Below are 16822 nucleotides of genomic sequence, written 5' to 3'. Positions count from 1 at the left end.
GCAACGAGGCGTTGAGCCCGCGAGCACTAACAGATCGCGCCACACACTCATCACCGCACTTGGTACCCGGACGAACTCGGGTCCAGGCGCAAACTGGATTGCACGTAATCATACGGTCGATAATCGGTCATTGGACCACCGACACTGGCGGAGAAATTCGCGGTTCGATTCCGCGAGTCGGCGTTAAGGCGGCCACAGCGGCGGGGCGACACCCGTACCCATCCCGAACACGGCAGTTAAGCCCGCCTGCGTTTCGGCAAGTACTGGAGTGCGCGAGCCTCTGGAAACCCCGATTCGCCGCCTCCCACTCATCCAACGGCCCATCACAGCACCACGCTGTGATGGGCCGTTTTCATTTCGAACACGACGGTCCGCGAGCGGCGGCTCCGTCAGTCGTCGACGACTGGAGGGGTGACCGAACGTGGACCGGCCGCGCGGCGAGAAAACAACCACCAGCGCAACGTTGATGGCTCGCCCCTCCGTCGTTCGGACGATGACAGTCGCACGCACCGTCGAACTCGAAGGACACATCATCGACTCCGGGATGATGCAACAGTGCTTCGGCGTGGTGATGGACCTCGGCGGAAACTTCGACGTGGAGGTCTTCGACGTCGGGGAGCACAAGGACGCCGAATCGTTCTGCCGCATGACCGTGACGGCCGACGATGAGGAGAGCCTCCGCGAGATACTCCACGAGCTCCACCAGAACGGCGCGCACCTGCCGGACCCGCCGGACGCGACGTTGAAGCCCGCGCCCGGCGACCGGGTGGTGCCCCACGGATTCTATTCGACCACGAACCATCCGACCCAGGTCCGGTACGAGGGCGAGTGGCTTTCGGTCGAGAACGTCGAGATGGACTGCGTCGTCGTCGTGGACCCCGACGCAGACGGCGGACCGCGGGCGTACACGAAGGTGTTGAACGCGGTCGAGGAGGGCGACCTGATCGTCACCGACGAGGCGGGCGTCCGGGTCGACCCGCCCGAGCGGCCTCGGGGGTCGGGAGGCCCGTTCGGGTTCATGCAGGGCGGCGTCTCGGCCGAGCGGCCCTCCGAATCGCTCATCCGGGAGATCGCCGAGGCCATCGAGGAGACGAAGGCCGACGGCGGGTCGGTGCTCGCGGTCGCCGGCCCCGCGGTCGTCCACTCGGGCGCGGGCGACGCGCTGGCCCGACTCGTCCGAGAGGGGTTCGTCGACATGCTCTCGGCGGGCAACGGCTTCGCGGTCCACGACCTCGAGCGCGGCCAGTACGGCACCTCGCTCGGGATGGACGTCGAGACCCTCGAGAACCCCCGGAAGGGACACAAGCACCACATCTACACAATCAGCGAGATCGTCCGCGCGGGCGGCATCGAACCGGCCGTCGACCAGGGCGTGGTCGAGGAGGGCGTGATGTACGAGTGCGTCGACAACGACGTGCCCTACGTCCTCGCCGGGTCCATCCGCGACGACGGTCCGCTGCCCGACACCATCACCGACGCCGTCGAGGCCCAGAACGCCATCCGCGAGCAGGCCCACGAGGCCGACCTCGTCCTGATGCTCGCGACGCTGCTCCACTCGGTCGCGGTCGGCAACTGTCTGCCGTCGACGACCCGGGTGGTCTGCGTCGACATCAACCCCGCCACCGTCACCCAACTGCTCGACCGCGGGAGCGCCCAGGCTATCGGCATGGTGACCGACGTGGGCACGTTCGTCCCGGCGCTCGCCGACCAGGTGCTCGACGAGGCGTGACTCAGCCGAACGCCGACGCCCAGTCGCGCGACAGCGATTCCCGGTACCGCCTGACCAGCGTCGCCCCCAGCCGGCGCTCGACCCGCGTGAACCCGAGCGCCTGCAGCGTCTTCGCGTACGCGGCCAGCCCGCCGGCGGTCCCGAGCACCGGCGCCGCGACGCCCGGCACCGCGAACCTGACCCCGAGCGCGACCGCCGCCAGGGGCACCGCCGCGACGAGCGGTCTCGCGTGGCGGCGCGTGAACGGCTGGAGACCCTCCAGGCGGTAGAGCACCGCCACTTCCAGACCGTTGTTCACGGTCAGCATGAGCACGTAGCTGACGACCAGCCCAGTCAGTCCGAACTGCGACGTCAGCGGCACCGCGATAATCGCCAGTCCGGTAGTAATCGCGACGTTGACGACCAGTAGCGCCCGCTGGTGGTCGGTCATCGTCAGCAGGATCCCGACGCTTCCGGCGGCGCAGGCGGCGTACTGCGCGAGGATGAACCCCGGTAACAGCGGTGCGTACTGCACGTACGTCGGCCCGAACAGCCCCATCACGCTCTCCCGGTACACGATCACCGGAACCGCCAGCCCCGTCACGCCGATCAGCACCAGCCGGCTGGTGACGTGGTAGAGCCGCTGCAACGCTTCGCGGTGGCCCTCCTCGTTGAGCGCGGCCGCGACCGGCGGGATGAACTGGTTGATGCCCATCAGCGGCAACCGGACCAGCGTCCCGAGCAGGACGCCGACCGCGAACACGCCGCCCGCGACGCTCGACAGGAACACCGCGATGAGCGGGTAGAACCCGAGCCGCTGGGTCGTCGTGGCGAACCCGCCGACGAACAGCGGCAACGTGAACCGGAGGTACTTCCGGCGGAGCCGCCGCGCCTCGGCCCCGCGGAGCCGGGGCCTGAATCCACGTTCGCGGGCGACCCAGACCGCGGCCGCGACGCCGACCGCCCCCGTGGCGAGCACGACGCCGACCGCCGCCAGCACGAGGTCCTGGAGGACGTACGTCGCGACCGCGCCGGCGATCAGCTGGGCGGTCGGGAAGCCGACCCGGAGCGCGAGGTTGAGCGGGCCGACCGCTTCGAGCCCGCGGAGCACCTCCGTCACGGTGAACAGCCACACGCCCGCGGGGAGACCGAGCGCGAAGACGCGCAGGAGGAGCTGGAACTGCGGCCCCTCGCCGGCCACCTCGGTCGCCAGCGGCGCCGCCGCGAACAGCGCCGCCCCGAACGCGACGGAGACGCCGACCAGCAGCAGGGCCGCGAACGTGGCGAGCGCGTCGCGCTCGGCCGCCGACTCGGCGTTGGGGAGAAAGCGGCTCAGCCCGCTCCGGAACCCCAGCGCCAGCCGCCGGAGGTACCGCTGGAGGCGCCGGGCCAGCGCGAACGCGCCGTAGGCGCTCGCGGCAAATCCGTTCGTCAGGACCGCCGTGAACGCCAGCGCGAGCCCGCGCTGGAGCAGGATGGCCGGCACCGAGACGGTCGCGCCGTGGGCGACCCGTTCCAGCGCGTCCTCGAGGCGGGCCTCGACCGCGTCCGTTCCGTCGGCGGTCGGTCCGGTCGCGTCGTTGCGGTCGAGTGACTCGCCGCACCGGGTCGGCGGCTCGCACTCCCCGGACGTACCGTCGGCGCCGCGCGCGGGCGACCCGTCCGATTCGGAGACCACGCCCTCACTTCCGCCAACGCGGGAATAAACCCGCCGGAGTCGAGCGATTACTCCTCGGCGGTCTCGAAGAACGCGGTCGCCTCCGGGCCGGTCGAGCGGCCGTCGGAGCGGCCGGATCCGGCGGTCGCCCCAGCGACGTTCGAGCGGGCGCTCGTCTCCGGCGGCGCGCCGCCCGGAAGGAAACCGTTTTTCGCCCGCGCTCCGAAGCGGGTGGCATGAACGTGCGAACACTGGCCGACCTCGGGCCCGACGACCGGCGGGCGCTGTTCGACCGCGACGCCGGCGTCGAGGCGGTCCGCGACGACGTGCGCGACATCGTCGCCCGCGTGCGCGAGGAGGGCGACGTGGCGGTCCGGGAGTTCTGCGAGGAGTTCGACGGCGTCTCCGTCGGCAACCTCGACGTCACCGACGAGGCCGAGCGGGCCTACGACGAGGTCGACGACGAGGTTCGCGAGGCCATAGAGACCGCCGCAGAGAACGTCAGGGAGTTCCACGAGGCACAGCTTCCGGAGGACTGGCGACGGGAGTTCGCCGAGGGCCGGGAGCTCGGCCGGCGGTTCCGCCCCATCGAGCGCGTCGGGGTGTACGTCCCCGGCGGCGCCGCGGCCTACCCCTCCAGCGCGCTGATGGGCGTCGTGCCGGCGAAGGTCGCGGGCGTCGACCAGGTCGCGGTCGCCACCCCGCCCGCCGAGGAGCTCAACCCCGCGACGCTGGCCGCCATCCACGCCGCGGGCGCCGACCGGGTGTTCAACGTCGGCGGCGCGCAGGCGGTCGCCGCGCTCGCCTACGGCACCGAGCAGATCGACCGGGTCCAGAAGGTGGTCGGTCCGGGAAACAAGTGGGTCACCGCGGCGAAGGCCGAGGTGCAGGGCGACGTGGCCATCGACTTCCTCGCCGGCCCGAGCGAACTGCTGGTCGTGGCCGACGAGACCGCCGACCCGCAGCTCGTCGCCGCCGACCTGCTCGCGCAGGCCGAGCACGACGCGGAGGCCTCGGTCGTGGCGGTGACCGACGACGAGGCGACCGCCGAGGGGATCGTCGACGAGCTCGACCGCCAGCTCCCCGAGCGCGAGCGCGCCGACGTCGCCCGCGAGGCGCTCGAGAGCGACGAGAGCGGCGTCCTGCTCGCGCGCTCGCCCAGCGAGGCCATCCTGTTCGCCGAGGAGTACGCGGCCGAGCACCTCTCGATCCAGGCCGACGACGACGAGGAGATCTTAGAGCGCATCGACAGCGCCGGCAGCGTCTTCCTCGGGCCGTACACCCCGGTAGCGGCCGGCGACTACGCGAGCGGGACCAACCACGTGCTGCCGACCAACGGGCTGGCGAAGCTCACCGGCGGGCTGTCGGTCGACACGTTCCTGCGCTCGACCACGGTCCAGCGACTGGACGAGGGGGCGCTCGGCGACCTCTCGGAGACGATCACGACGCTGGCGGAAGCGGAGGGTCTGGAGGCGCACGCCGAGAGCGTCCGGAAGCGATTCGAAGGCAGAGACGGCGGAGCGAACGGCGCAGGCGAAGGGTAACGCCTGCGAGCCGCGACTACGACTCGCTGGTCGGCGTCTCCTCGGCGCCGGTCTCGCGGACGACGACCGTCGAGATTCGGGCGCCGTGGACCCGTTCGACTTCGAGGCGGTAGCCGTCGACCTCGATGGCGTCGCCGACCTCCGGAGCGCGGCCGAGGCGGTCGAGCACCAGCCCGCCGATCGTCCCGAAGTCTCCGGGCTCAAACGCCGCGTCGAGCTCGTCGTTGACTTCCGAGATGGCGACGCCGCCGTCGACGGCGTACGTCCCGTCGGCGCGCCGGTCGATGGACGGCTCGCGCTCGTCGACGTCGAACTCGTCTCTGATGTCGCCGACGACCTGCTCGACGACGTCCTCGACGGTCGCCAGCCCCTCGAACGACCCCCACTCGTCGATGACCGCGGCCATCTGGCTCTGCTGGCTCTGGAACTCGGCCAGCAGGTCGTCGATGCGCCCGCTCTCCGGGACGACCGGGAGGTCGCGCGCGAGGTCCCCCGCGGTGACGGAGTCGTGGTCCGACCCGCCGGCCTCGGTCGCCCGCAGTACGTCCTTCACGTCGAGGTACCCGACGACCTGGTCGCCGTCGTCGGCGTCCAGCACCGGGTAGCGGGTGTGGCCCGACTCGATTATCAGCGACCGGAGCTCCGACAGGGGCAGGTCGGCCGAGACGCTGACCACGTCGGGGCGCGGGACCATGACCTCCCGGACGGTGATGTCGTCGAGCTCGAACACGCGCTCGATCATCTCGACCTCCTCCTTGTCGATGTGGCCCTTCCGCCCCGACCGGGACAGCACCATCAGTATCTCCTCCTCTTCGAGGGTCTCCTCGGTCTCGGATGCCGGCGGGATGCCGAGCAGGCGGGTGAAGTAGTTCGCCGTGCCGTTGAACACGACGAGCCCGGGGATGAAGATGTAGTAGAAGAACCGCATCGGCGCGGCGACGAACAGCGAGACTCGCTCGGCCCTGGCGATGGCGATGGTCTTGGGCGCGAGTTCGCCGAACACGACGTGGAGGAACGTGATGAAGCCGAAGCCGACGGCGAACGACACGAGGTGGACCGCGCTCTCGGGCAGAAACGACCCCAGCACCGGCTCGATGAGCGCCGCCACCGCGGGTTCGCCGATCCAGCCCAGGCCGAGCGAGGAGATGGTGATGCCGAGCTGGGTCACCGCGAGGTAGTCGTCGAGGTTCTGGACGGCCTCCTGCAGCAGTTCGGAGCCGGGCGCGTCCTCCTCGACGAGCGACTCCACGGTCGTCGACCGGATGCGGACGTAGGCGAACTCCGCGGCCACGAAGAACCCGTTCAGGAAGACGAGCAATAGCGCGAGGAGGACGCGTCCCGCCGAGAAGACGAGGTCTACCATCCCGCCCTCCGGCCGCGTCTCAGCCGCGTTCGCCGCCTCGGTTCCCGTTCCGCCCGGGCGCCGGCCCGCCGGCCCGACGACCCGGCGCGGTCGGCCCTCTTTAAGACGAGAGCAGTGTCGGTTTGGTTCACGACGGGAAGTAGTCGCCTCGCCGAAATAAGAATAGCCCTTCCCCTGCCGCCGCGCTCACCGCCCCGTGGCCGTTGGAAGGTTGTCAGTCGCGCGACTCACGTCCGGAAGCTCTCGCCGCAGCCGCACTCGCTGACGACGTTCGGGTTGTCGACGTGGAAGCCCGCGCCCTGGAGGCCGGTCTCGTAGTCGACGACGCTGCCCTCGATGTAGTTCATGCTCGCGGGGTCGACGAACACCCGGAGGCCGTGGTGCTCGTAGACGGTGTCGTCGTCCTCGGGCTCCTCGTCGAAGCGCATCCCGTACGACAGGCCCGCGCAGCCGCCCTGCTGGACGAACAGCCGGAGCCCGGCGAGGCCGGTGTCCAGATCCTCGCTCTCCAGCAGCGAGAGCGCCTGCTCGGCGGCGTCCTCCGTCACCTCGATCTCGGGCCCGGCGTCGTCGGGTGCGGTGTCGGTGCTCATACCACTCAGTTTCGCGCCCGGGATGTTAATCCTGACGCCGAGCGCCGAACGTCTTCGCGCGAGGGTTTATCTGCGAAGCCGGGACCAACACGTCCCGGACGCCCCGTGCGGCCGCCCGGTCGAGCGCAGAGTCGGGGACCGCGCCGGGGACCGCCAGTCCGACTACCCCGAAAGGGCTGTGCCCTGTACGTCGACCCCCGATCCGCCTAGCTCCCCGGTTCCTCCAGTTCGAAGGCGACCGTCACTTCGGCCTGGTACTGTCGGTCGGGCGCCCGCGCGAGTTCGACACCGAGTTCGTCGACCTCGATCCACTTGACGTTGTCCAGCGTCTGCTCCGCGCGGTCGATAGCGTCGTCGGCGGCCGCGTCGAAGCTCTCGTCGCTCGTCCCGATGAGCGTTATCTTCTTGAACACCATGGCGCGTCACGCCTACCACGTAGAGTGCCATAAAGCCATCCGGCCGCCGAAGCGGCTGAGAGCGCTCGCGGCGGACGCGGCGGCGTGTCGCAGCTCAGTCGGCGCGTCGCCGCCGACCGTCGAGGCGGTCGGTGAGCGCGCCCACCACGTCCGAGAGGTAGGCCGCGCCCCAGAACGCGACCACGACGCCGCCGACCGTGTCGAACAGGAGGTCCTTCATCGTGTCCTCCAGGCCGTACTGGGTGAGTATCTTGTCGCTGCCGAGCGCGGTCGCGAGGCCGCCGACGCCGAACTCAATGACCTCCCAGACGACGCCGAACGCCACGACGAACAGGAGGATGAACACGAACGTGAACCGCGGCGGGAGGTAGACGTCCTCGGTGTGCTCGTCGATGGCGCGGGTCGTCGCGTAGCCGATGGCCGCCACGAGCGACGACGAGAGCGCGTGGGTCATGTGGTCCCACCACCAGAGCGTCGGGTCGCGGTACGGGCCGACCGTCCCCAGCGCGTGGAGGAACACCGCGGCCGTGATCCAGAGCGTGAGCCCGGCGTCCATCGGGATGTCGTAGTCCCGCTCCAGCAGCGCGGGGAGGAACGTGACCGCGAGCGCGATGCCCGCGTTGACCGCGATGCCGACGTTCTGACGGAGGAGTCCCCACGCGAGGATGGCGAGCAGTCCCACCTCCATCCAGCGGGTCAGCCGTCGCTGCCCCCGCTCGGAGACGCCGACCCGGTCGCGGACCCTCACGGCGTCTCACCCCGGTCGTCCGGCAGGCGGGCCTCGATCCGGGCGACCCGCCGGAAGTACCACTCGAAGACGACGCCCGCCATCCCGCCGACGACCGTGGCGGCCACGAAGTCCCACATGAGCCGCTCCTCGCTGTGGATGAACGCCGTCCCGAGGTAGAGGTCCGAAAGCCACTGGACCACCGCCCAGACGCCCGCGGTCGCTATCGTGGCGACGACCACGAACAGCACGGCGAACCAGGCGGTCATCTTCACGGTCGTGAAGGCGTGGAGCTCCACGGCCACGATGAGCGCCAGCGCCGCCACCGAGAGGTAGGTCGCCACCCGCGAGGTGAACACCAGCGTCGCGAGCGCCCGGCCGAGTATCGGCAGCGCGGCGAGCGCCAGCACCTCCCACGGGAGCATGGCGGTCCAGTCGCGGTAGGCGACTGCGGGCACCAGCGCCAGCGCGCCGACGGCCACCGCGAACCCGGCCCACAGCAGGTGGTCGTCGAGCACCTCCTCGACCGCGACGAGCGCGAGGAAGGCGACCAGCGCCCACCCCAGGCCGGCGTTCACGCGCGCGTCCTCTACGACTCGGTCGAGCGTGCTCGCGCGACGTGCCATGTCGTGGCGTAGACAATGACGGGATAAGAAAGGCAAGGGTCTCGCAGCAGGACGTCGTACTGCCCGGCGAAGACCGACCCGCCGGACTCAGAGGACCGGACGGAACGCGTAGACCAGCGTGTAGGTCAGCGCGGCCACGCTGACCGCCGCGAGCCCCGTCAGCACCCACGTCACGGTCTCGTCCCACTCCGCCGACAGCACCGGCCGCGAGGGCAGCAGGTTCGGCGCGACCCCGACCGCACCGACCGCCAGGATGGAGAAGACGAAGTGGTACGACACCTCCATCGTCGGCGCGGGCATCGTCACCGCCGCGACGGCGTAGGCGACGCCGAACGCCGCGCGCGCGTCCACGTGCGAGAGGACCCGCCGGTCGGTGGCCCGGAGGTAGACGCACCCCGCGAGCCAGATGGTGGCGAGCTCGACGCCGAACACCGCGAGCAGGTTGAGCGTCGGGTCGGCCAGCAGCACCACGCGGTCGGTCAGCAGCCGCGGGTCGAACGGGTAGAGGAATCGGGGCGGCGAACCGGTGAGCAGGTCGCCGAACGGGTGGGTGAGCAGGCCGACGAGCGCGGCGGCGAGGAGCGCGCGCGGACCGAGGTCCGTCCGCCGCGCGGCGACGGCGGCGACGACCAGTCCCGCGACGAGGAACGCGAGCATGACCGCGCCGCCGAGGGGGCCGCTCTCGGCGTACGCGACCCCGGCGAGACCCGCGACCAGCGCGACCGCGAGGAGCCGCGACCAGCGCCGTCCTGCGTCGGTCCGGCCGCCGACGCTCGCGGCGAACGCCGCGGCGGCGACGCCCCCGACCACCAGCGAGTGGGTGACCGCCCGGTGGACGACGTGCGAGCTCTGCCAGAACGCGTCGGTCATCGTCCAGACGCTCGCGAGTCCGACCTGCGCCAGGCCGAACACCGCGTAGAGCATGTCGACGTCCGGGACCGTCGCGAACCCGGCGGCGACGACGCCGAAGGCCAGCGCGCGCTCGCGGGACCACCACCGCGCCGTCGCGGCAGTCGCTACGGCGAACGCCAGCATCGCGTGGCCGACCATCATGGAAGCGTCAGTTGGTGCCCGGGAGCTATAAGCTTCTTCCTCGTCGAGCGTGCGTCCCAGTAACAGACGCGCCGGTGATTCACGGCTCCCGGCTGCGTACCGCAAACACGGCTGTCAGGACCGTCGCGAGTAACGCGATCCGACAGGCCGTGTCGGGCCTGCCGGAATGTCCGAAAAAGCGGCTCGAAGACGGCTCGGGACGCCGCGAAAGCGGTGGCGACCGACGAGTGTGCAGCCCCCGACTGCGAACTCGTGCCCGCACGGGGCCGAACCAACCTCCCCCGTTTGGGTCGGCCCTCGTGCGCGCGTCCTCCGTCGGTCGCCCCGCGGCGGTTCCCCGCGGATCCGGTCGTGCCGTTTGAAACTCTCGCCCGTCGAACGCGCCCCCGTCGCGTCCGTCGGGGCGTCTTCTCGTATGCCGGACACCCGAATAAACCGGTGGCACCGTTTTGTCCGTTCAGTCCGACCAACGGCGCGTTTCCGCGATACCAGCCGAAGCGGACCGGGTCAACGCCGCGTTACGTCGAGTCGGGACGACGACAACACCCCGATAATCGCGCCGCCTCCGGAGGAATTTTTTAAGTCGGCGCGAGTAGACACCACCTGACATGGTGGAGAAACCGGACGTTGGCGAGTTGACACCGCCGGACCGAACGCTCATGGGCCCCGGACCGAGCGAGGTCCACCCCAGAGTGCTCCGAGCGATGAGCACGCCGCTTGTCGGTCACCTCGACCCGTCGTTCGTCGAGATGATGGACGAGGTCCAGGAGCTGCTCCGGTACGCGTTCCGGACCGACAACCAGTGGACGATTCCGGTCTCGGGCACGGGGTCGGCCGCGATGGAGGCCGCCATCGGCAACGTCGTCGAGCCGGGCGACACGATGCTGGTCCCGACCAACGGCTACTTCGGCGACCGGATGGCCCAGATGGCCCGGCGCGCGGGCGGCGAGGTCGCCCACGTCGACGCGCCGTGGGGCGAACCCCTCGACCCGGTCGACGTGGCAGACGCGATGGACGAGCACCAGCCCGACGTGTTCGGGTTCGTCCACGCCGAGACCAGCACCGGCGTCCTCCAGCCACAGGTCGAGGAGCTGACCGACGTGGCCCACGAGCACGACGCCGTCGTCATCGCCGACACCGTGACCTCGCTGGGCGGCGTCGAACTCAAGGTCGACGACTGGGGCATCGACGTGGCCTACTCGGGGCCCCAGAAGTGCCTCTCGTGTCCGCCGGGCGCGGCCCCGCTCACGCTCAACGACCGGGCGATGGACAAGGTGCTCTCCCGCGAGGAGGACGCCAGGTCGTGGTACCTCGACCTCTCGCTGCTCGAGGGCTACTGGGGCGACGAGCGCGCCTACCACCACACCGCGCCCATCACCAACGTCTACGCGCTCCGCGAGGCGCTCCGGCTCGTCGCCGAGGAGGGCATCGAGGAGCGGTGGGCGCGCCACCGCGAGATCGCCGGGGCGCTCAAGGCCGGCGTCGAGGCGATGGGCCTGGAGATGAACGCTCCCGACGAGTACTGGCTGCCGAGCCTCAACGCGGTGCGGGTCCCCGAGGGCGCGACCGACACAGACGTGACGGGCTACCTGCTGGAGCAGTACGACCTCGAGATCGCCACGGGCCTGGGCGACCTCGACGGGGAGATATTCCGCATCGGTTGCATGGGCTACTCCGCGCGCGAGGAGACCGTCTCGTTCCTGATGGCGGCGCTCGGCGACGCGCTCTCCGAGCAGGGCGCGGACGTCGACGTCGAGGCGGGGCTCGCGGCGACCGCGCGGAAACTAGGCGACCGATAGCTCGCAGAACGGCGGGCAGTCGTCCAAACTTTCTCGAGAAATAAGAGGTGTGCGCCGGAACCCCGGCGCGCGGATCTATGCGAATTACACTGCCGCCGTGGCGCTCGGCGGTGCGCGGAGGACCTCGTAGTCGCCGCCGTCCTCGACGCCGATGATCGCCCACTCGTACTCGGGGTCCGTCCGTCGGAGTCGATTGCGGAGCTCCGACGCCTGCTCGTTCCACGCGACGAAGCATCGAAGTTCGCCGTCGTCCGGTGTGTCGTCCGAGTCCGCTACAGCCGTGACGCGCACGACTCGCCACTTCCGTTCGGCCCGGAACTCCTCGCCGTCGCCGGAGACGGTGTAGCCCAGGTCTGCGAAAATCGACTTCGCGTGATCGATGGGCGGTGTGCTAACAGTGGCCATCCGTGTGGGAGTTGCACGGAATGGGTAATAAACCTTCTGTGGGTCACCGAACGCGCATCCGCGGATTCCGGTTCTGGGACGCGAACTCCTCGATCTCGTCGTTCTTGCGGAGGTGCTTGATCCGGTCTCGGACCTCCTGTTCGTCCAGGTCGGCGACCGCCTTGGCCACCCGGACGACCTTCCGCTGGGGGACGCCCTCGTCGGTGACGGCCTCCTGCATCTTCCCCTCGGGTTCGGTGACGTCCGATTCGATGGTCTCGATGATGCCCCGGACGTCGTCGGTCCCGGCGAACGTCTCGTGCCACGCTCGCGGGTAGTTGCTGACGCGCCCGTCCCCGATCTCGTAGAGGCGCCTGCCGGGCTCCCAGTCGTCGCTGTCGGTGAGTCGGTCCTCGAACGCCTCCCAGTCGACGTCGAAGTACACCGCGTCGGCGTACGCCTCGAGGGTCTCCCGGTCGACCCCCGGGCCGTCGGTCCGGTGGTGGGTCTCGATGAGCCGGACGTACTCGTCGAGCTGCATCGTCTCCTGGTGCTTCTCGAGTTGCGTGATTACCTCCTCATTCGGTTCGGCCATGCGCGGGGGGTTGGGGAATTGGAGGCAAAAGGCGACTGGCCGACCCGCCGCGGAGCGTCGGGAGCGCCGAGGCCGATCGGGGGACGGTCGCCGGGCCGGACCCGCCGGTCACTCGTGGGCGGCGTCCCACTCCGTCGGCTTCCGGACGTTCCCGCAGACGTTGCACTCGATGCGGCCCATCGGGTCCATCGCGTTGTCGACGCGCTCGCAGTTCCCGCAGAGGTAGCCGTACCGGTTCTCGCGAGCCTCGTCGCCGTAGACGACGAAGAAGGGACCCTTCGAGCCCCGGTCGCCCTCGTCGCGGGCGACGTACACCGTCCGTCCCTCGGTCGTCGTGGTCGCGTCCATCGTCACCACGTAGCTCCCCGAGGGGTTTATGCGTGCTGACTCCGGGCGCGCGGCCGTCGTCGAACGTGGCGCCGGCCCAGGACTCGTCCCGAAGGAATCAAAGTCTCCGCGCTCCCAGTTCGCGCAAATGGCTCCCCGCCTCGTCCACTACTCCGACGTGGAGAACGTCTACGACGCTCCCGAGCGGGTCGGTCGACTCGCCGGCCTCCTCCGGGACCTCCGGGGCGACGACGCCGTCCTCGCGGGGTCGGGGGACAACACCTCGCCGGGCGTGCTCTCGCTGGTCGAGGACGGCGCCCAGGCGCTCGATCTCTTCGAGGCCGTCGCGCCCGACGTCGAGACGTTCGGCAACCACGAGTTCGACCACGGCCGGGCCGCTCTCCGGCGGCTCGTCGCCGACTCGCCCCAGACGTGGGTCAGCGCCAACGTCTGGGCCGACCGCGAGGCCGGCCGGCGGTTCGGCGAGGACGTCGGGGTGGTCCCCGCGACCGTCGTCGAGGCCGGCGGCGCGTCGATTGGCGTCGTCGGCGTCACGACCGAGCGGACCGCATCCATCAACCCCGACGCCGCCGACCTGGCGTTCGGCGACCCGGTCGCGGCCGCGCGCGACGCGCTCGCCGACCTCGATACGGACTACGCGGTCGTACTCTCGCACCTCGGACGCGGCGACGAGGAACTCGCCCGCGGGGTCGACGCCGACGCCATCCTCGGCGGCCACGTCCCGACCGAGCGACGCGACCGGGTCGACGGCACCCTGCTCACCCGGCCCGGCGACGGCGGGTCGGTGGTGCTCGAGATCGACCTGGGGGCCGGGACGGTGACCCGCCACCCGGTGGCCGACGCCCCGGTCCACGAGGGCGTGGCCGCGGCGATGCGCGAGCGGCTCGCCGAGACCGGCCTGAACGACGCGGTCGGTTCCGTCGACGAGCCCATCGACCGGGGGGAGGCGACGCTGTTCGGCGGCGAGTGTCGCCTCGGCAACCTGGTCGCCGACGCCTACCGGTGGGCGACCGGCGCGGACGTCGGCCTCCAGAACAGCGGCGGGGTCCGGACCGGCGACGCCCTGGCCGGGGAGGTGACGGCCGCCGACCTGGTGAGCGTCACCCCGTTCGAGGAGCGCGTGGTGGTCGCGGAGGTGCCGGGCGCCGCGCTCCGCGAGGCGTTCGAGTGGGCCGCGAGCCCCGACCTCGGGTTCGCCGAGGAAGGGTGGTGGCACGCCCAGGTCAGCGGCGCGACGGTCGCGTGGCACTCCGGGCACGCCGCGGTCGAGTCGGTCAGCGTCGGCGGCGACCCGCTCGACGACGACCGGACCTACTCGGTGGCCCTGTCGGACTACGTCCTCCACACCGACGACGAGTTCCCCTCGCTCGGCGAGGCCCACCGGGTCTCGACCGCCGGCGTCCAGTACGACGTGCTGGTCGAGTACGCCCGCGAGACCGGTATCGCGCCCGACATCGAGGGACGGGTGGTCGACCTCGCGGCCCGGAGTCCGGCGACCGAGAGGTAGAAAAGTCCCGACGGCGCACGTTCGAACGTGACGCTGGTCGTCGTCCCCGTCCGCTACCCGCTGACCGACCACTCCGAGCGGACGCTGGCCGAAGCGGTACGCATCGCCGAGGAGCGCGACGCGGCGCTGACCGTCCTGCACGTCAACCTCTACCACCGCGGCCGGGAGATCTCCCGGGCGGAGCTCAAGCGCGCGGTCGAGGCCGAGTTCGGCCGCCTCGCCAACGCGCGGTACGTCGTCCGGGAGGGGTTCCTGGTCGAGGAGACCATCCTCGAGGAGGTCGCGGCCGAGGAGGCCGACGTGGTGGTCATCGGCCACAAGCAGGCCGGCCGCTGGCGCCGGATGCTCCGGAAGCTGACCTCGGACCCCGACATCGAGGGGTACCTCCGCGGGAAACTCGACGCCGAGGTCGTCACGGTCGGGAAGGGGTAGGGACTCAGATTTCTCTTCGGAGCTAATCCGGCGCGTCGAACTCCTCGGGCCCGGCGGCGGGTTCGCCGCGCTCGATCTCGACGCGGGCGGTGCCGCTGGTCTCGTCGAACACGAGGTGCTGGTGGGGGTAGGCGATCTCCACGTCGGCCCCGTCGAGTTCGCTCCAGACCCGCTCCTGGATCTTCGACTCGACCCGCCCGACGTAGTAGGGGTCCTTCACCCAGTACCGGAGGTCGAGCAGGACGCCGTGGTCGGCGAAGTCCTTGATGTACGACACCGGGGCGGAGGGGTAGCGCGCGCTCCCGATGCGGATGTCGGGGCCGCCCTCGACCACCTCGGTCGTCTCGCGGGCCGCCCGTTCCATGATGGCGCGAGCCTCGTCGAGGTCGCCCTCGTAGGTCACGAGCAGTTCGAGCGAGAGCCGCGACCGGGTGTCCTCCGCGGAGTAGTTGATGACGTCCCGGTCGCGCATGTTTGAGTTCGGGATGACGAGGAACGTGTTCTCGAGGGTGAATATCTTGGTGTACCGCAGCGTGATGTCCTCGACGTAGCCCCGCCTGCCGCGGTCGACGAGCTCTATCATGTCGCCGATCTCGTAGGGCTGGTCGGCCAGCAGGAACAGCCCGTTGATGACGCTGCCGATGATGGGCGCGAGCACGAGGCCCAGCACCGCGGAGAACACCGTGACTGACAGCAGGATGTCGCCGGGCTTGAACCCGAACTGGTTGGCCGCGACCGAGGCCGCGATCACCATCACGATGGCCCGGAGCCCGCCGAGGATGGTCTTGGTCAGGCTCGGCCGCTGGAACCGCCGGGCGACCGGGCGACCGAGGAACCGGATGAGCAGCTGGCTCCCGAACCACGCGACGACGAGGATCACCGTGGCCCTGACGTAACTCACACCCGGCAGGTTCCGGAGCAGCCGAAGCGCTTCCTCGACTACGCTCTGGAGGCCGACCATGGCACCAACCTTTCCCGGAGCTGGCAAAACGCTTTCCCCCGGCGGGTCTGCGATCGACGGCCGACCGGTCGGGCTGCCGACCGGCCGCCCGAAGGGTCGAAATCCGGGCTCGCAAAGAGCTAAGGATTGCGTGGTCGTATCTCCGCCCATGAACAGGGAACCGAATTCCGCGAGCGCGTCGTTCGAGATAACCGCCGAAAACACGCAGGAGACGGTGATCGCGGGGTTCTCTCAGTTCGGACTGGCCGGGCTGACCGCGGTGGACTACCTCGTCGACCACCTCGACTTCGAGCAGGTCGGCCACATCACCGCCGACCAGCTGCCGGCCATCACGCCGTTCGAGAACGGGGAGCCGCGTCACCACACCCGCGTGTTCTCCCACGAGGAGGCCGGCCTGTCGGTGCTTGTCGGCGAGCTGTTCGTCCCGCCGTGGGCGGCCCAGTCGTTCGGCGAGGCCGTGCTCGAGTGGACGGAGACCGGCGGCATCGACGAGATGACGGTCCTCAACGGGGTCTCGATTCCCCACGCCCCCGAGGAGCACGACGTGTTCTACGTCGCCACCGACGACTACCGTGACCACCGCCTCGCCGACGCCGACGTCCCGGCGATGGGCCGGGGGTTCCTCGACGGCGTCAACGCCGAACTCGTCGGCCGCGGGATGGAGTCGGACCTCCGGACCGCGGTGTTCGTCACGCCGGTGCACGCCCAGGCCCCGGACGTCGAGGCGGCGATCCGACTCCTGAACACGGTCGGACGGGTCTACGACCTCGACGTCGACACCGGGCCGCTGGAGGAGTTCGCCGGCGAGGTCCAGAGCTACTACGAGGGCCTGGCCGAGCGGCTCTCCGAGCGCGCCGAGTCCGATATCGCGGCCGACCGGATGTACATGTAGAACCTTTTGCTGCGGGCGGCGCGTGAACGCGCCGCCCTTGCAAAACGTTCATGAAAACCACGTCGTCACCGCCTCACTCGGACATCGCTTCGCTCAGGACTCGTTCGACGGTTCCTCGGTCCGCTCGCTCGGGCTTCGCCCTCGATCGCGGCGGAACTGCTGGTGCGCACCGCAATCCTCTTCGCTACCCGATTGCACCGGAATCACGCTTCCGGGC

The 16822-nt window shown here is 70.3% G+C and carries 17 protein-coding genes and 1 rRNA gene; 7 read left to right on the top strand and 11 right to left on the bottom strand.

Annotation, left to right across the window (positions count from 1 at the left end):
* The first annotated feature begins 184 nt into the window (after window positions 1–184).
* Both rrf and DVR07_RS08285 read left to right on the top strand, forming a co-directional pair.
* A 5S ribosomal RNA gene (gene rrf / locus DVR07_RS08290) occupies window positions 185–306 on the top strand.
* Between the two features lie 187 nt (window positions 307–493).
* Window positions 494–1729, top strand: coding sequence for an ornithine cyclodeaminase (locus DVR07_RS08285; RefSeq protein WP_115796252.1), 1236 nt, complete (start codon window positions 494–496; stop codon window positions 1727–1729).
* A 1-nt stretch (window position 1730) separates the two neighbouring features.
* Here DVR07_RS08285 and DVR07_RS08280 read toward each other — a convergent pair whose 3' ends face one another.
* Window positions 1731–3386: a lipopolysaccharide biosynthesis protein gene (locus DVR07_RS08280; RefSeq protein ID WP_115796251.1), complete on the bottom strand. Its 1656-nt coding sequence runs from the start codon at window positions 3384–3386 to the stop codon at window positions 1731–1733.
* 215 nt (window positions 3387–3601) lie between these two features.
* Between DVR07_RS08280 and hisD the strand changes: the two genes are divergently transcribed.
* The gene (hisD, locus tag DVR07_RS08275) at window positions 3602–4909 is read left to right on the top strand and encodes a histidinol dehydrogenase (protein ID WP_115796250.1); all 1308 of its coding nucleotides are present in this window, start codon (window positions 3602–3604) and stop codon (window positions 4907–4909) included.
* Window positions 4910–4925: 16 nt separating this feature from the next.
* Here hisD and DVR07_RS08270 read toward each other — a convergent pair whose 3' ends face one another.
* The 6 genes from DVR07_RS08270 to DVR07_RS08245 all read right to left on the bottom strand — a co-directional run bounded on the left by DVR07_RS08270 (window position 4926) and on the right by DVR07_RS08245 (window position 9687).
* A complete protein-coding gene (locus tag DVR07_RS08270; protein WP_115796249.1) occupies window positions 4926–6272 on the bottom strand; it encodes a hemolysin family protein in 1347 nt (448 codons plus the stop codon).
* Window positions 6273–6499: 227 nt separating this feature from the next.
* The gene (locus DVR07_RS08265; protein WP_115796248.1) at window positions 6500–6865 is read right to left on the bottom strand and encodes a HesB/IscA family protein; all 366 of its coding nucleotides are present in this window, start codon (window positions 6863–6865) and stop codon (window positions 6500–6502) included.
* A gap of 206 nt (window positions 6866–7071) precedes the next feature.
* Window positions 7072–7281: a dodecin gene (locus DVR07_RS08260; RefSeq protein WP_115796247.1), complete on the bottom strand. Its 210-nt coding sequence runs from the start codon at window positions 7279–7281 to the stop codon at window positions 7072–7074.
* 94 nt (window positions 7282–7375) lie between these two features.
* Window positions 7376–8029, bottom strand: a complete 654-nt coding sequence (locus DVR07_RS08255) for a hypothetical protein (RefSeq protein WP_115796246.1) — start codon at window positions 8027–8029, stop codon at window positions 7376–7378.
* Window positions 8026–8634, bottom strand: coding sequence for a hypothetical protein (locus DVR07_RS08250; RefSeq protein WP_115796245.1), 609 nt, complete (start codon window positions 8632–8634; stop codon window positions 8026–8028). Before DVR07_RS08250 ends, DVR07_RS08255 begins: the two co-directional genes overlap by 4 nt.
* Window positions 8635–8721: 87 nt before the next feature.
* The gene (locus DVR07_RS08245) at window positions 8722–9687 is read right to left on the bottom strand and encodes a metal-dependent hydrolase (RefSeq protein WP_115796244.1); all 966 of its coding nucleotides are present in this window, start codon (window positions 9685–9687) and stop codon (window positions 8722–8724) included.
* 608 nt (window positions 9688–10295) lie between these two features.
* Here DVR07_RS08245 and DVR07_RS08240 point away from each other — a divergent pair.
* Complete coding sequence (locus DVR07_RS08240) at window positions 10296–11486, top strand: pyridoxal-phosphate-dependent aminotransferase family protein (protein WP_205254498.1); 1191 nt, start codon at window positions 10296–10298, stop codon at window positions 11484–11486.
* 84 nt (window positions 11487–11570) lie between these two features.
* Here DVR07_RS08240 and DVR07_RS08235 read toward each other — a convergent pair whose 3' ends face one another.
* From DVR07_RS08235 to DVR07_RS08225, 3 genes are all read right to left on the bottom strand, one after another.
* A complete protein-coding gene (locus DVR07_RS08235; RefSeq protein ID WP_115796243.1) occupies window positions 11571–11891 on the bottom strand; it encodes a DUF7116 family protein in 321 nt (106 codons plus the stop codon).
* Between the two features lie 43 nt (window positions 11892–11934).
* Window positions 11935–12465 carry a hypothetical protein gene (locus DVR07_RS08230; protein WP_115796242.1) on the bottom strand — a complete coding sequence of 177 codons (531 nt, stop codon included), beginning with the start codon at window positions 12463–12465 and terminating at the stop codon, window positions 11935–11937.
* A gap of 108 nt (window positions 12466–12573) precedes the next feature.
* On the bottom strand, window positions 12574–12813 hold the full coding sequence (locus DVR07_RS08225) for a DUF5816 domain-containing protein (RefSeq protein ID WP_115796241.1): 240 nt from the start codon (window positions 12811–12813) through the stop codon (window positions 12574–12576).
* Window positions 12814–12940: 127 nt separating this feature from the next.
* Here DVR07_RS08225 and DVR07_RS08220 point away from each other — a divergent pair, with 127 nt between their 5' ends.
* Together DVR07_RS08220 and DVR07_RS08215 are read left to right on the top strand one after the other, a co-directional pair.
* The gene (locus DVR07_RS08220; RefSeq protein WP_115796240.1) at window positions 12941–14320 is read left to right on the top strand and encodes a bifunctional metallophosphatase/5'-nucleotidase; all 1380 of its coding nucleotides are present in this window, start codon (window positions 12941–12943) and stop codon (window positions 14318–14320) included.
* A 27-nt stretch (window positions 14321–14347) separates the two neighbouring features.
* Window positions 14348–14752: a universal stress protein gene (locus DVR07_RS08215; RefSeq protein WP_115796239.1), complete on the top strand. Its 405-nt coding sequence runs from the start codon at window positions 14348–14350 to the stop codon at window positions 14750–14752.
* A 22-nt stretch (window positions 14753–14774) separates the two neighbouring features.
* Here the strand turns inward: DVR07_RS08215 and DVR07_RS08210 are convergent, their stop codons facing one another.
* On the bottom strand, window positions 14775–15713 hold the full coding sequence (locus tag DVR07_RS08210) for a mechanosensitive ion channel family protein (protein WP_115796238.1): 939 nt from the start codon (window positions 15711–15713) through the stop codon (window positions 14775–14777).
* Between the two features lie 148 nt (window positions 15714–15861).
* Between DVR07_RS08210 and DVR07_RS08205 the strand changes: the two genes are divergently transcribed.
* Window positions 15862–16605, top strand: a complete 744-nt coding sequence (locus DVR07_RS08205; RefSeq protein WP_115796237.1) for a proteasome assembly chaperone family protein — start codon at window positions 15862–15864, stop codon at window positions 16603–16605.
* Window positions 16606–16822: the final 217 nt, after the last annotated feature.

This window comes from Halorussus rarus (genome assembly GCF_003369835.1).
In the GTDB taxonomy this organism is placed as follows: Archaea; Halobacteriota; Halobacteria; order Halobacteriales; family Haladaptataceae; genus Halorussus; species Halorussus rarus.
This window is presented reverse-complemented; position numbering and strand designations above follow the sequence as displayed.